Below are 13483 nucleotides of genomic sequence, written 5' to 3'. Positions count from 1 at the left end.
CACCTACGTGGGCGACTGGTCCAAGCCCATGCTGGTGCTGCACGGCTCGCGCGGCTTCCGCGTACCCGTGGAACAGGGGCTGGGGACCTTCTCGGCGCTGCAAAGGCGGGGCATCGAAAGCCGCTTCGTGCATGTGCCGGACGAGAACCACTGGGTCCTGAAGCCGCGCAACTGGGTCGACTGGCAGTCGGAAATCCTCTCCTGGACCGACCATTACACGGCTGAGTGAGGCGACGGAGCGCGACTTTCGCTGCGTTTCACGTGGTGCTACGCCAGCGGCCAAGTTGGCGATCAAGCCATGAGGAACCGCCCATGCGTCACCGCTCCCTGCTCTCGTGCGCCGTCGCCGCCATCGCGCTGGCGACCGCCGTCCCCGCCCTGGCCGAGGCGCCCGCCGCCTCCCCCGCCACGGCGTCGTCCCAGGCGCGCGAGGCCTTCGACTACAACGACATGATCTCGGCCAACCGGCTGGGCGATCCGCAGGTGTCGCCGGACGGCCGCTGGGTCGTCTATTCGCTGACCACGACCGACGTGGCCGCCAATCGCCGCGCCGGCGCCCTGTTCGTGATCGACCTGCAGAACCCGGGTGAAGGCCGCCGTCTGGCCATCAACGAGGGCGGCGCCAACACCGCCCGCTGGGGTTCGGACGGCAAGCTGTACTTCCTCTCGGGCCGTTCGGGCTCGAGCCAGGTTTGGCGCGCCGAGGCCGACGGGACCGCCCCGGTGCAGGTCACCAATCTGCCGCTCGACGTGAACGCCTACCGCCTCAGCCCCGACGCCGCGCAGGTGGCGGTGTCGCTGGCCGTCTTCCCGGAGTGCGAGACGCTGGCCTGCACGGTGGACCGCAACAAGGCCGTGGCCGACGATCCCTCGACCGGCCAGACCTATGACCGCATGTTCGTGCGCCACTGGGACACCTGGAACGACGGCACGCAGAACCACCTGTTCGTGGTTCCGACGGCCGGCGGCCGCGACCCGGTCTGGGTCACCCGCGGCTTCGACGGCGACACCCCCTCCAAGCCCTTCGGCGACGAGAGCGAGTTCACCTTCACCCCGGACGGCCAGGGCATCGTCTTCTCGGCCCGCGAGGCCGGCAAGTCCGAGCCGTGGAGCACCAATTTCGACCTCTATCAGGTCGCCATCGCCGAACCGGGCCGGCTGACCAATCTGACCGACGCCAACGACGCCTGGGACACCGGCCCCGTCTACTCGCCGGACGGCAAGACCCTGGCCTACCGCGCCATGGCCCGCCCGGGCTTCGAGGCTGACAAATATTCGATCTTCCTGCGCGACGTGGCGACGGGCCAGACCCGTCAGATCGCCGCCGACTGGGACCGCTCGGCCGACACCCTGCAATGGTCGAAGGACGGCCGGACGCTGTACACCACCGCCGGCGACGTCGGGCAGACCCGCATCTTCTCGATCGACGTCCGCAACGGCTCGGTCGTGCCGATCACCGGCCCGGGTCACGTCTCGGCCTTCCAGCAGACCCCCTCGGGCTTCGTCTTCGCCCAGGACACCCTGACCCGGCCCAGCGAGCTGTTCGTCAAGACCTTCCGGGGCCGCGAGATGCCCGCCCGGATCACCAATGTGAACCCGCAGCTGGACGCCAAGGCCTTCGGCGAGGCCGAGCAGTTCAACTTCCCGGGCTGGAACGGCGAGACGGTCCACGGCTACGTCATCAAGCCGGCCAACTATGTCGAGGGGCGGAAATACCCGGTCGCCTTCCTGATCCACGGCGGGCCGCAGGGCTCGTTCGGCAACGGCTGGTCCTACCGCTGGAACCCCGAAACCTACGCCGGCGCCGGCTACGCCGTCGTCATGATCGATTTCCACGGCTCGACCGGCTACGGCCAGGCCTTCACCGACTCGATCAGCCAGCACTGGGGCGACCGCCCGTTCGAGGACCTGCAGAAGGGCTGGGCCGCCGCGCAGGCGAAATACGGCTTCCTGGACGGCGACAACGCCTGCGCCCTCGGGGCCTCCTACGGCGGCTATATGATCAACTGGATCGCGGGCAACTGGCCGGGCGAGTTCAAATGCCTGGTCAACCACGACGGCGTCTTCGACATCCGCGGCATGGGCTACGGCACCGAGGAGCTGTGGTTCACCGAGTGGGAGTACGGCGGCACGCCCTACGAAAACCCGCAGGGCTATGAGCAGTTCAACCCGGTCCACCACGTGGCCAACTGGCGCGACCCGATGCTGGTGGTCCAGGGCGACCTCGACTACCGCATTCCCACCGCCCAGGGCCTGTCGACCTTCACGGCGCTGCAGCGTCGCGGCATCGACAGCCGCCTGCTGTTCTTCCCCAATGAGAACCACTGGGTGCTGAAGCCGGCCAACAGCCTGCAATGGCACAACGAAGTGTTCGGCTGGCTGGACAAGTATCTGAAGCCGGCGAACTGATCGCCGCTTCAGGCAAGAGAAAGGGCGCTCCCGCCGGGAGCGCCCTTTTTCATAGCCGTCGTCCGGTACTAGCGGGCGGTGCGGGCGTAGGTGGTCGCGGCGCTGACGTAGCGGGCGTGCTCGACCGAGGTCATGCAGCGCGGCGTCGACCAGGCGGGGTCGGACGGCTGCAGCGCCAGGGCTTCGCGGGCGGTGATGAACACCGGGGCGGCGCCGTGTTCCCGCGTGAAGGCGCGGCGGGTGGCGGCGTCCGTGCCGCAGACCAGCACCGGTCGGGCCGTCGACGACTGGGCCGCATCATGGGCGACGGCAGGCAGGGCCGACAGGGCGGACGCGGCGACCGCGAGGGCGGCAAGGGCGCGGATGGTGCGCATAGGAGTTCCTCCAGAACGCCTGAAATGCTCAGGACTCGGAGCGAATAATGCGCCAAACGCAGCAGATGTAAATGTTATGTGACGTTTGAAAGTATGAAATTTGACATGAAGCCAAACGCCGGTCCTGAGGCTTTCGGTCCCCTCATGCGTTGTGCAGGCTTCGACGGAGCCGTACCGATTGCCCAACCCCTTGAAAGACAATCCGAACTGGCTGGCCTTCCGCGACCGCGCCCTGGCTCCGGCGGGGGCCCGTCTGCGGGAATGGCGCGACAACGACCCCTTCATCGCCGCCGCCCGCCGCCCGGGACCGGCCGAGAAGACGGCCGTCGCCATCACCCTGCTGCTGATCCTCGCTGTCGTGGCCTTCCTGATGCTGTTCGACTGGAACTGGCTCCGCGGTCCGATCGGGCGCTGGGCCTCGGCGAAATATGAGCGTGAAATCGAGCTGAACGGCGACCTCGACGTGAAGCTGTTCAGCTGGACCCCGTCGGTCCAGGCCCGCGAGATCCGCGTCGGCGGCCCGGTCTGGGCGCGGGAGCGCGACACCCTGCGCGTCGCCGACCTGCAGGCCTCGGTGCGGCTGCGCGCCCTCTTCATAGGCCGGATCGAGATGCCCATGGTGGCCATCACCCGTCCCGAGGCCGTGCTGATCGCCACCGAGGACGGCCGCCAGAGCTGGAAGCTGAACCCGGACAGGCCAGACGACGGACAAGGCCTGAAACTGCCGCCGATCAACCGGCTGATCATTCGCGACGGCAAGATTTCGCTCGATGAACAGCGCCGCAAGATCAGGCTGGAGGCCACCGTCACCGCCCGCGAGGGCTCGGACGGTCGGGCCGGCTTCAATCTGCAGGGCGAGGGCACGATCAACGGCACGCCCCTGACGCTGGCCGTGCACGGCGGCCCCTTCATCAACATCCGCCGAGACCATCCCTACGCCTTCCAGGCGACGCTGGCGGGCGTCGGCTCCCGGCTGGAGGCGCGCGGCTCGATCACCCGGCCCTTCGACCTGGGCCAGTTCCGCTCAACCCTCAGCCTGCAGGGCCGCGACCTGGCCGATCTCTACCTGCTGACCGGCATCACGACGCCGAACACCCCGCCCTATCGCCTGTCGGGGACCCTGACCCGCGACGACGCCAAATTCACCTTCAGCGACTTCGCCGGTCGGGTCGGCTCCTCGGACCTGTCCGGCGACCTCGTGGTCGACAAGGTCGGCGACCGCCGCCGCGTCGACGCGGTGCTGCACTCCCGCCTGCTGGATATCGACGACCTGGCCTCGGTGCTGGGCGGCCGACCGACGGTGACCCCTGCGGGCAATACGGTCGTCACCTCCGGCCAGCCCGGCCGCCTGCTGCCCGACGCCCCGCTGGCGGTCGAGCGCCTGCGCGCCATGGACGGCACGTTGAGATACACCGCCGCCCAGGTGAAGCGGAACGAGCTGGATATCCGCAAGGTCGAGCTGGGGGCGGAGCTGAAGGACGCCGTCCTCGATCTCGATCCGGTCGCCTTCAACTTCAACCGGGGGGAACTTCGCGGCACGGCGCGGATCAACGCCAAGCGCGACACCCCTTACAGCACCATCGACTTCCGTCTGCGCGGCTATCCGCTGGAGTCCATCATTCCCGCGCGCGGCGGCGCCCCCACCGTGACCGGCAGCGCCCTTGGACGCGCCCGGCTGGAAGGCCCCGGCGCCTCGATCCATGACTTCGCCGCCGCCTCCAAGGGACAGATCACGCTGGTCGTGCCGCACGGCAAGATGCGCTCCGCCTTCGCAGAACTGCTGGGCATCAACGCCACGGCGGGCCTGTTCAGGCTGCTGGGCGGCGACGAGTCCACGACCGAGATCCGCTGCGGCGTCGCGGACTTCAGCGTCGCCGGCGGGACCGCCACCGCCCGCACCTTCGTCATCGACACCACCCCGGTGCTGGCCCGGGGCGCGGGGACCATCGACCTGGGGGCCGAGACGATGAACCTGCGCATCGATGGCGAGACCAAGCAGGCGCGGCTGGTCCGGCTCTGGTCGCCCATCGTGGTGCAGGGACCGCTGACCGCGCCGCATGTGGGCATCGACACCGGTTCGGTCGTGGCCCAGGCCGGGCTGGCGGGCGTCCTCGGCGCCGTGGTCAATCCGTTGATCGCCCTCCTGCCCTTCGTCGATCCAGGCCTGGCGGAGGACGCCAATTGCGGCGCGCTGATTTCTTCGGCCCGATAAACGCCCGCGCCTTGGTCCGGAGCGGCTCTTCGTGCGTATCTGGGGCATGACCCGACGTGGCCTTCTCGTCCCGACCCTCGGCGCCCTCGCCGCCGCCTGCTCTCCCCTCGGCCTGCTCAACGGCCTGGGTCCCCGCGACGGAGGCGTGCGCCGCGCCGCCCACAACCTGTCCTACGGCCCGGACGACCGGCAAACGCTGGATGTCTGGACGCCCCTCGCGCCTTCGACCGGCCCGCGGCCCGTGCTGGTCTTCTTCTATGGCGGCGGCTGGTACGCGGGCGACAAGGACCTGTACGGCTGGGCGGCCCAGGCCCTCGCCGCGCGCGGTTTCGTGGTCGTGGTTCCCGACTATCGCCTTGTGCCCGAAGTCCATTTCCCCGCCTTCATCGAGGACGCGGCGGCGGCGACCGCCATGGCCGGACGGATCGCGGCGCAGTACGGCGGCGACCCGGCCCGACTGGGAGTGATGGGCCATTCGGCGGGCGCCCATCTGGCCATGATGATCGCGCTGGACCGCCGCTATATGGCCGCCGTCGAGGCGCCGGACCTGATCAAGGCCGCCGCCGGACTGGCCGGCCCCTATGACTTCCTGCCGCTGGACACGCCGTCCTCGATCAACGCCTTCGGCCGCGCGCCTGACTTGACCCTGACCCAGCCGGTCTCCTTCGTCCGCGCCGACGCCCCGCCGATCTGGGCCGGGCACGGTACGACCGACAAGATCGTTCACGCCGAGGACACCACCATCCTGTGCGAGCGGATGCACGCCGTCGGCGGCCGCTGCGAGGCCAAACTCTATCCCGGCCTGTCGCACGAGGACCTGATCGCGACCTTCTCGCCCCTGTTCCGCAAGAAGGCCCCGGTGCTGGACGACGTGGTCGCCTTCTTCCACCGCGAACTGGGCTGAGCGTCAGACGCCGTAGTCCATCGCCTTCAGGTCCGCGATCAGGCTCGGCCCCTCGGGGATCCAGCCCAGACGCTCGCGCGTCCAGGCGCTGGAGGCGGTCATGTCCAAGCCGGCGAAAATGCTCATCCAGCCGAAGTGGGCCGCCGCCTCTTCCGGCGACAGACTGACCACGGGCAGGTTCAGCCCCGCCCCCAGCGCCTCGGCGATCTCGCGCGCGGAGACGCCTTCCTCGGCGACCGCGTTGTAGCGCGCGTTCCGCTCGCCCCGGTCCAGCGCCAGCCGGTACAGCCGGGCCACATCCAGCACATGGGCCGCCGACCAGCGGCTCGCGCCCTCGCCGACATAGGCCGACACGCCCTTGTCGCGCGCGATGTCGACCAGCCAGGTGATCAGACCCTGCCGGACCGGATCGTGCACCTGCGGCAACCGCACCACGCGCACATCGACGCCCTCGACCTTCAGGATCTCCCCCGCCTCCTCGGTGGCGATGCGGGGGTTGGGGTGCGACCGGTCGAAGACGGACTCGACCGCGAGCCGTCCATGACCCCCGCCGCCCATGCCGACGCCCGAGGTGATCAACAGGGGCCGGTCCGAGCCCTTCAGCGCGCCGCCCAGCGTCTCGATCGCGCGGCGGTCCTTCTCGCAGTTGGCGACGAAGTTGGAGAAGTCGTGGTCGAAGGCGGTGTGGATCACGGCGTCCGAGGCCGCCGCGCCCGCGCGTAGGCTGTCCAGGTCCTCGATGTCGCCCCGCCAGGGCTCGGCGCCGGCGGCGATCAGGGCGGCCGCGCCCGCATCCGACCGGGTCAGGCCCAGAACCGGATGTCCGGCGGCGAGGAGCTCGGGCACGATCCTCGATCCGATGAAGCCGGTCGCGCCGGTCAGGAAAACACGCATGAAAAGGTCTCCGGGTTGTTCGTGGAGAGCTCTGCGCCTACGGTTCATGCTGTTAAAGTAGTGGCTTTATCCCAGTATAATGATCACCCGGATCGCCCCATGACCGCCCCGCCCGCCAACCGTCTCGGCGCCTATCTGCGGGACCGCCGCGCCCGGCTCGACCCGGCCGCGCTCGGCTTCCCGGCCGGCCGGCGGCGCACGCCCGGTCTGCGCCGCGAGGAGGTGGCCCAGCGCGCCAACATCAGCCCCACCTGGTACACCTGGCTGGAGCAGGGCCGGGGCGGCGCGCCGTCGGCCGATGTGCTGAACCGGATCGCATCGGGCCTGATGCTGACCGAGCACGAACGCGAGCACCTGTTCATCCTCGGCCTCGGCCGCCCGCCCGAGGTTCGCTACCGCGCCGTGGACGGGGTCACGCCGCGCCTGCAGCGGGTGCTGGACGTGATGGAGACCAGCCCGGCCATCATGAAGAACGCCACCTGGGACGTGGTCGCCTGGAACAGCGCCGCGGCCGCTGTCCTGACCGACTACGGGGCCCTGCCGCCCGAGGGCCGCAACGTCCTGCGCCTGATCTTCACCCATTCGCGCGTGAAGGCCGCCCAGGAGGACTGGTGGGCCGTGGCCCGTTACGTGGTCGCCGCCTTTCGCGCCGACGCCGCCCGCGCGGGGGCGGGCGACGAAATCGGCCGCCTGGTCGAGGAGCTGTCGCGGCTCAGTCCCGAGTTCGAGACCCTCTGGCGCGAGAACCAAGTCATTGCCCACGGCGAGGGGCTGAAGCGGTTGCACCACGCTGAACTGGGCGTGTTGGAGCTGGAGTTCTCGACCTTCGCCGTTGAGGGTCGGCCCGAGCTGGCCATGGTGGTCTACAATCCGGTAGCCGCCGCGGACGCCGGCCGCATCCGCGCCCTGGTCGCCGCCCGCGCGCCCTGACCGAGGTCAGCCCCCGTCAGTGGACAGCCGCCCGGATCGGCGCATTCTGCATCTCGGGAGGACGCCGCCATGAAGATCGCTGCTCTATTGGCCTCGGGCCTTGTCTGGGGCCTGTCGACCGCCGCCGCGCCGCAGGACGGCCAGCGACAGGCCGAAGCCGCCTTCGCCGCCGCCCGCGCGGTCAGCCCGACCCCGCTGCGGCTGGACATCGAGCGGCGGGAGTGGCTGCAGGAGCGCGCGTTCGAGGACGCCGTCGTCGAGGAAACGGACGAACGTTGGGCCGAGCGCTGGAACGCGTCCGCCCGGACGGATGCCCGGATCCGGGCGCTCGCGGTCCGCGCCGCCGGTCTGCCGGAGGGCTGTGTCGATATCGGCCTGGGCGACTGCACCACCTTCACCGGCGGCTATCTGAACATCGACGGAGAGCGCCTGATCTGGCAGCTCCAGAACGGCTTCACCCCGCAGGACGGCGGCGTCGCGGGCTATGTCCTGCTGACCGGCGGTGAACGCTTGCAGGCCCAGACCTGGGACCATGGGGGCATTCGGTACGAGCCGCCCCAGATCTTCCGCGCCGAGGATCAGGTCTATGTTGCCGTGGCCGGCGTCATCGCCGGCACCGGGGCGTACAACGCCGACGCCCTGTATCGCTTCACCCCCGGCGCCGATCATCCGCTGACCGAGATCGACAACGAAAGCTGGCGCGACATCGACCTGCCCGCCCTGTTGCCCACCGGCCTGGAAATCTGGAAGGGCGTCTCGTTCAGCTATGACGGCATGACCGCCCGGACCGCCCTATGGCGTCCGTCGGACGGCAACTGCTGCCCCTCCGGCGGCGAAGCCACGCTGGAGTTCGAGATTCGCGGCGACCGGCTCGTCCTGACCCGATTGGTCAAGGACGACGCGCCTTAAGCTCCGCCGTCTCGCCAAGGTCATGATCTTCCGCTAGGGGAGGTCATGACAAACACGATGACAGCACAGGCGGCGCTGGACCGCCTCGAAACCCTCTACAGCCAATCCGTCGCCAATCTGCGCGATGCGGTGAAGACCTTCCTCGCCACCGGCGAGCGCCCCGACGCCGCGGCCCGGGCCACCGGCCTCTTCTCCTATCCCGAGCTTCGCGTCAGCTGGTTCGGCGACCGGCCGGCCAATCTGGCGACCCGCTCCTACGCCCGCCTCTCGCGGCAGGGCGTCTATTCCACCACCATCACCCGGCCCGACCTGTACCGTTCGTACCTGAACGAACAGCTCAACCTGCTCGAGGAAGACTACGGCGCGACCTTCGACGTCGGCCCGTCCGAGCAGGAGATTCCCTTCCCCTACGTGCTGGACGGCTCGGACGTGGTGCTGGACGCCAGCATGACGGCGGCCATCGCGCGCTATTTCCCGACCACCGACCTGGCCCACATCGGCGACGAGATCTCCGACGGCCTGTTCGATCCGGCCGAGGACTTCCCGCTGTCGCAGTTCGACGGCCTGCGCACCGACTTCTCGCTGGCCCGGTTGCGCCACTACACCGGCACCCCGGTCGAAGACGTGCAGAACTACATCCTGTTCACCAACTACAACCGCTACGTCGACGAGTTCGTGCGCTGGGCGCTGGAGCAGATCAAGGATCCGAACAGCATCTACGAGACCTTCTCGACCTCGGGCGGGGTGGTGGTCACGCGCGATACGCCCAACCCCGAGGCCGTCGTCGCCGACGCCGCGTGGAAGAAGCACCAGATGCCGGCCTACCACCTGACCGCGCCGGGCTGGAACGGGATCACCCTGGTCAACATCGGCGTCGGCCCGTCCAACGCCAAGACCATCTGCGACCACCTGGCCGTCACCCGGCCGCACGCCTGGATGATGATCGGCCACTGCGGCGGCCTGCGCCCGTCGCAGACGATCGGCGACTACGTCCTGGCCCACGCCTATCTGCGTGACGACCACGTGCTCGACGCGGTGCTGCCGCCGGACATCCCCATTCCCTCGATCGCCGAAGTCCAGCGCGCCCTCTACGACGCGGCCAAAATGGTCTCCGGCGCGCCGGGCGAAGAGGTGAAGAAGCGTCTGCGCACCGGCACCGTCGTCACCACCGACGACCGGAACTGGGAGCTGCGCTATTCCAAGTCGGCGCTGCGCTTCAACCAGAGCCGCGCCGTCGCCATCGATATGGAATCCGCCACCATCGCCGCCCAGGGCTATCGCTTCCGCGTGCCCTACGGGACGCTGCTGTGCGTGTCGGACAAGCCGCTGCACGGCGAGATCAAGCTGCCGGGACAGGCCAACCGCTTCTACGAGGGCTCCATCTCGGAACACCTCCAGATCGGCATCCAGGCCGTGGATCTGCTGCGCGCGGAAGGCAACCGCCTGCACTCCCGCAAGCTGCGCGCCTTCGATGAGCCGCCGTTCCGCTAAAGATGGACCCGTAAGACTCAGGCGTCTTCTGAGTCTTCGCCGCCGAAGGCCTCTTCGACCTCCTCCTCGGTGATCCGTTTCGACGGATCGCCGGGCTGGTTCAGGTTCTGCTCTTCGGTGCCGTCGCCCATCATGCCGGGATGCGGGTCGGTCTTCTTGGGATCGTCAGCCATCTGGGCCTCCGTTGCTACAAAGGCGGAAGCCTTGGCCGCGCGACTCGTTCCCTACTTCCGGAGCCGTTTCGCATTGGCGGTGGCCGCCGCGTGGATCGGCTGCAGGGCGTCGGTCTGAAGCTTCATCAGGGCCGCGCCCATGGCCCAGCCGTCCTGCATCGAACGGGTCCAGGCGTTGGCCGCCCACAGCCCCTGGGCGGTCATCGCCTCGGCCGGAGTGGTCGAGGTCATCACCGCGTCGAAGGCCCGGCTCGCCGCCGCCGTTTCGCGCGCGGCCACGGTCTGCGCGGTCTGGGCCAGCGCCATCGCCCCCGTCATGCCCACGCGGGCGGAGGCGGCCATGGCCTCGACCTTCTCGGAGCTCATCAGCGACAGTTCGCGCATGTCGGCCTTGGACGGATCGCGCATCGCGTCCGCGACGATGCCCAGCCGCCGGGCGATCACGTCGCCCGAGGCTTGCATCAGTTCCTGTCCGGCGCGGGCGGCGCGGGCGGCTTCGTCGATGGGGCTCATGCCGGGACCGTGCGCTTCGCCGGAGGCTACGGCAACACTTCGTTCGAGAAGTCGGCCACGTCCTTCAGCAGGGCGGGCACGGAAGCGTCGATGATCGTCTGGCCGTGCTCGGGGCTGGCCAGGGCCGGATCGGAGCCGATGCGGCCGTCGGGGAAGCGGGCGCGATAGTCCAGGGCGTCGCGGATCGGCCCCGTGGGCGCGACCTTGGGGCTGTAGTCCGCCGTCTTGATCCGGTCCGGATAGGCGGCCTGGGTGACGGCGATCTCGGACGGGGTGGCGTGCATGCCGTGGCCGGTCGGGAACAGGCGGTTGCACAGCCCGTGCACCCCCGGCAGGTCCCACCAGTTGCGCAGCTTCAGCACGAAGGGCGGACGCTCCTCGACAAAGCTCCACTCGGCGTAGATCTCGGCGAAGGTGGCCTCGATGGTGGCGACGTTGCCGCCGTGCCCGTTGAGGAAATAGATCCGCTCGAAGCCGTGCCGCTGCAGCGACATCACCCAGTCGGTGATCGCGGCCATGAAGGTCGAGGGGCGCAGCGAGATGGTGCCCGCGAAGGCCAGGTGGTGCTGGGCCATGCCGATGTTGAAGGTCGGCGCCACGACCAGCGACTCATCCTCCTTCTCCGCCGCATGGGCGATGATCTCGGGGCACAGCCAGTCGGTGCCCAGCAGGCCCGTCGGCCCGTGCTGCTCATTCGAGCCGATCGGCACGACCACGGTCTTGGTGGTCTTCAGCCGGGCGTCGATCTCGGGCCAAGACGACAGGTGGATCAGCATGGGCGGGCTCTCCGTGAACTGACGGTGCTCTACGCCGATCCCGTCCGCCCGTCACGCCGGGGCGAACGCCCGGATAAAGCGGCGCGCCGTCTCCAGCGCGCGCGCGTCCGGGTCGAACGGCGGCTGGGGCACGCCGAGTATCCCGCGCAGATGGCCGTGGCCCAGGGTCATTCCGGCGAACATCTCGGCGGCGGCCGCCGGATCGGGCACCACCAGCAGGCCCTTCCGGTCCTGTTCGGCCAGCCAGACGGACAGGCGCCTCAGCCCCTCCGCCGGCCCGGCGTCATAGATGGCGTGAGCGACCTCTGGCGCCTGGGGCGAGATCATCGCCACGCCGCGCATAGAGCCCCGGCCGTCCCGGCTGCAGATCTTTTCCAACAGCGCCCGGGCCATGCCGGTCAGCACCGTCTCGGGATCGCCGCCCGACCGCAGCGGCGCGCTGATGGCGTCCGACCGCCGGGACGCCAGCGCCCGGGCCATCTCCACCCGCGACGGGAAGCGATTGTACAGCGTCTGGCGCGACACCCCCGCCTTGCGCGCGATGGCCTCCATGGAGACCCCCGCGCCCTTCTCCGAGAACAGGGCGAAGGCCGCGTCCAGAATGGCCTCGGTCTTGGTCTCGTCGACCTGTCCGACAACGCGCGGCATCAGTGTGCGTCCGCCGGCGGGGCCGCGCCCGTGCCCGGCTTCACCGGCTTGGCCAGCAGGGTCACGAAGGCCGCGGCGGCGCAGCCGATGGCCAGCATGGCGAAGGCGTCGCCGAAGGCCAGCGTCGTCGCCTGCAGCTGCAGCATGCCGTAGACCGCCTTCATCGAGGCGCCTGCGGGATCGATCGAGCCCGCGAACCGGTCCTGCATCCCCGCCAGCATGCCCTGCATGCCCGCGTTGGTGTTCTGGATGTTCTGGGTCAGCTCGCTCATGTGCAGGGCGGTGTTGGTCGTCAGCGAGGTGTTCAGCAGAGCCAGGCCCACCGCCCCGCCGACGTTGCGGAACAGGTTCACCAGCCCCGAGGCGTTCTTCACCATGTGCGGCGGCAGGGTCGACATGGTCACCTGCTGCGAGGCGATCATGGCGATCATCACGCCGACGCCGCGCAGCGCCTGCACGCCCGCGAACTGCCAGAAGCCCCACTGGTCGGTGACCGCATGGGCGTCCCACATGCCCCAGGCGCACATCATGAAGCCGCCGAACATCAGGATGCGCGGATCGACCGCCCGCACCAGACGGCCGGCGAACGGGCCGGTGGCGAACATGGCCAGGCCGGACACCACCATCGTCGTGCCGACCTCGGCCGCCGAATAATGGCGCACCCGGCCCAGGAAGAGCGGCAGCAGGAAGGTCCCGCCGAACAGGGCCAGGCCGACGGTGAAGGTCATCACCACCCCGACGAAGAAGTTGCGGTTCGCGAACGCCCGCAGCTCCACGATCGGGTTGTAGTAGGTCAGGGTCCGCCAGATGAAGGCCGGTCCGGTGACGGCGACGACGACGGCGAGCAGCAGGATCTGGTCGTCGGCGAACCAGTCGTTCTTGGCCCCCTCCTCCAGCACGAACTGCAGGCTCATCAGGAAGGTCGCCATCAGGGCCAGTCCGAACCAGTCGAAACCCTTAGACAGCGACGGGTCGCCCTTGTCGAAATTGGCGTAACGGCTGACCAGGAACAGCACCAGCATGCCCGGAGGCACATTGATGAAGAACAGCCAGCGCCAGCTGAGCTGCTCGGTCAGGTGGCCGCCCAGCGTCGGCCCGATGGTCGGGGCCAGGGTCACGATCAGGCCCATGATCACGCTGGCCGTCACGCGCTGCGCGGGCGGGAAGGCGGTGAAGGCCACCGCGAACACGGTCGGGATCATGGCCCCGCCGACGAAGCCCTGGACGGCCCGGAAGAAGATCATCTGCTC

Annotated in this window: 14 protein-coding genes; 7 read left to right on the top strand and 7 right to left on the bottom strand. The window is 69.3% G+C overall.

Going from position 1 to position 13483, the window contains the following annotated elements; all coding sequences use genetic code 11:
* Both Q0C81_RS07610 and Q0C81_RS07605 read left to right on the top strand, forming a co-directional pair.
* On the top strand, positions 1–229 hold a 229-nt coding region (locus tag Q0C81_RS07610), incomplete at its 5' end, for a prolyl oligopeptidase family serine peptidase (protein WP_291835892.1).
* An 83-nt stretch (positions 230–312) separates the two neighbouring features.
* Complete coding sequence (locus Q0C81_RS07605) at positions 313–2409, top strand: S9 family peptidase (protein WP_291835889.1); 2097 nt, start codon at positions 313–315, stop codon at positions 2407–2409.
* Positions 2410–2477: 68 nt separating this feature from the next.
* On the opposite strand, the gene Q0C81_RS07600 is transcribed toward Q0C81_RS07605, so the two are convergent.
* Positions 2478–2783 carry a hypothetical protein gene (locus tag Q0C81_RS07600; protein WP_291835886.1) on the bottom strand — a complete coding sequence of 102 codons (306 nt, stop codon included), beginning with the start codon at positions 2781–2783 and terminating at the stop codon, positions 2478–2480.
* Positions 2784–2961: 178 nt separating this feature from the next.
* On the opposite strand from Q0C81_RS07600, the gene Q0C81_RS07595 reads away from it, so the two are divergent.
* Together Q0C81_RS07595 and Q0C81_RS07590 are read left to right on the top strand one after the other, a co-directional pair.
* The gene (locus Q0C81_RS07595) at positions 2962–4995 is read left to right on the top strand and encodes an AsmA family protein (RefSeq protein WP_291835884.1); all 2034 of its coding nucleotides are present in this window, start codon (positions 2962–2964) and stop codon (positions 4993–4995) included.
* 31 nt (positions 4996–5026) lie between these two features.
* On the top strand, positions 5027–5899 hold the full coding sequence (locus tag Q0C81_RS07590) for an alpha/beta hydrolase (RefSeq protein ID WP_291835881.1): 873 nt from the start codon (positions 5027–5029) through the stop codon (positions 5897–5899).
* Positions 5900–5902: 3 nt separating this feature from the next.
* On the opposite strand, the gene Q0C81_RS07585 is transcribed toward Q0C81_RS07590, so the two are convergent.
* A complete protein-coding gene (locus tag Q0C81_RS07585) occupies positions 5903–6793 on the bottom strand; it encodes an SDR family oxidoreductase (protein WP_291835879.1) in 891 nt (296 codons plus the stop codon).
* 99 nt (positions 6794–6892) lie between these two features.
* On the opposite strand from Q0C81_RS07585, the gene Q0C81_RS07580 reads away from it, so the two are divergent.
* From Q0C81_RS07580 to Q0C81_RS07570, 3 genes are all read left to right on the top strand, one after another.
* The gene (locus tag Q0C81_RS07580; protein ID WP_291835876.1) at positions 6893–7723 is read left to right on the top strand and encodes a helix-turn-helix transcriptional regulator; all 831 of its coding nucleotides are present in this window, start codon (positions 6893–6895) and stop codon (positions 7721–7723) included.
* A 69-nt stretch (positions 7724–7792) separates the two neighbouring features.
* Positions 7793–8632: a hypothetical protein gene (locus Q0C81_RS07575; RefSeq protein ID WP_291835872.1), complete on the top strand. Its 840-nt coding sequence runs from the start codon at positions 7793–7795 to the stop codon at positions 8630–8632.
* Positions 8633–8677: 45 nt separating this feature from the next.
* Positions 8678–10123, top strand: coding sequence for an AMP nucleosidase (locus Q0C81_RS07570; protein WP_291835869.1), 1446 nt, complete (start codon positions 8678–8680; stop codon positions 10121–10123).
* 17 nt (positions 10124–10140) lie between these two features.
* Here Q0C81_RS07570 and Q0C81_RS07565 read toward each other — a convergent pair whose 3' ends face one another.
* From Q0C81_RS07565 to Q0C81_RS07545, 5 genes are all read right to left on the bottom strand, one after another.
* On the bottom strand, positions 10141–10296 hold the full coding sequence (locus tag Q0C81_RS07565; protein WP_291835866.1) for a hypothetical protein: 156 nt from the start codon (positions 10294–10296) through the stop codon (positions 10141–10143).
* 51 nt (positions 10297–10347) lie between these two features.
* The gene (locus Q0C81_RS07560; RefSeq protein WP_291835862.1) at positions 10348–10809 is read right to left on the bottom strand and encodes a phasin family protein; all 462 of its coding nucleotides are present in this window, start codon (positions 10807–10809) and stop codon (positions 10348–10350) included.
* Positions 10810–10835: 26 nt separating this feature from the next.
* Positions 10836–11585 (bottom strand): creatininase family protein, encoded by a 750-nt coding sequence (locus tag Q0C81_RS07555; RefSeq protein WP_291835859.1) that lies wholly within the window; start codon positions 11583–11585, stop codon positions 10836–10838.
* A 51-nt stretch (positions 11586–11636) separates the two neighbouring features.
* On the bottom strand, positions 11637–12233 hold the full coding sequence (locus tag Q0C81_RS07550) for a TetR/AcrR family transcriptional regulator (RefSeq protein WP_291835856.1): 597 nt from the start codon (positions 12231–12233) through the stop codon (positions 11637–11639).
* Positions 12233–13483, bottom strand: a 1251-nt coding sequence (locus Q0C81_RS07545; RefSeq protein ID WP_291835853.1) for a DHA2 family efflux MFS transporter permease subunit, incomplete at its 5' end; no start/stop codon positions are given. The genes Q0C81_RS07545 and Q0C81_RS07550, both read right to left, overlap by 1 nt.

It is taken from the genome of Brevundimonas sp. (assembly GCF_023259385.1).
Taxonomy (GTDB): domain Bacteria; phylum Pseudomonadota; class Alphaproteobacteria; order Caulobacterales; family Caulobacteraceae; genus Brevundimonas.
This window is presented reverse-complemented; position numbering and strand designations above follow the sequence as displayed.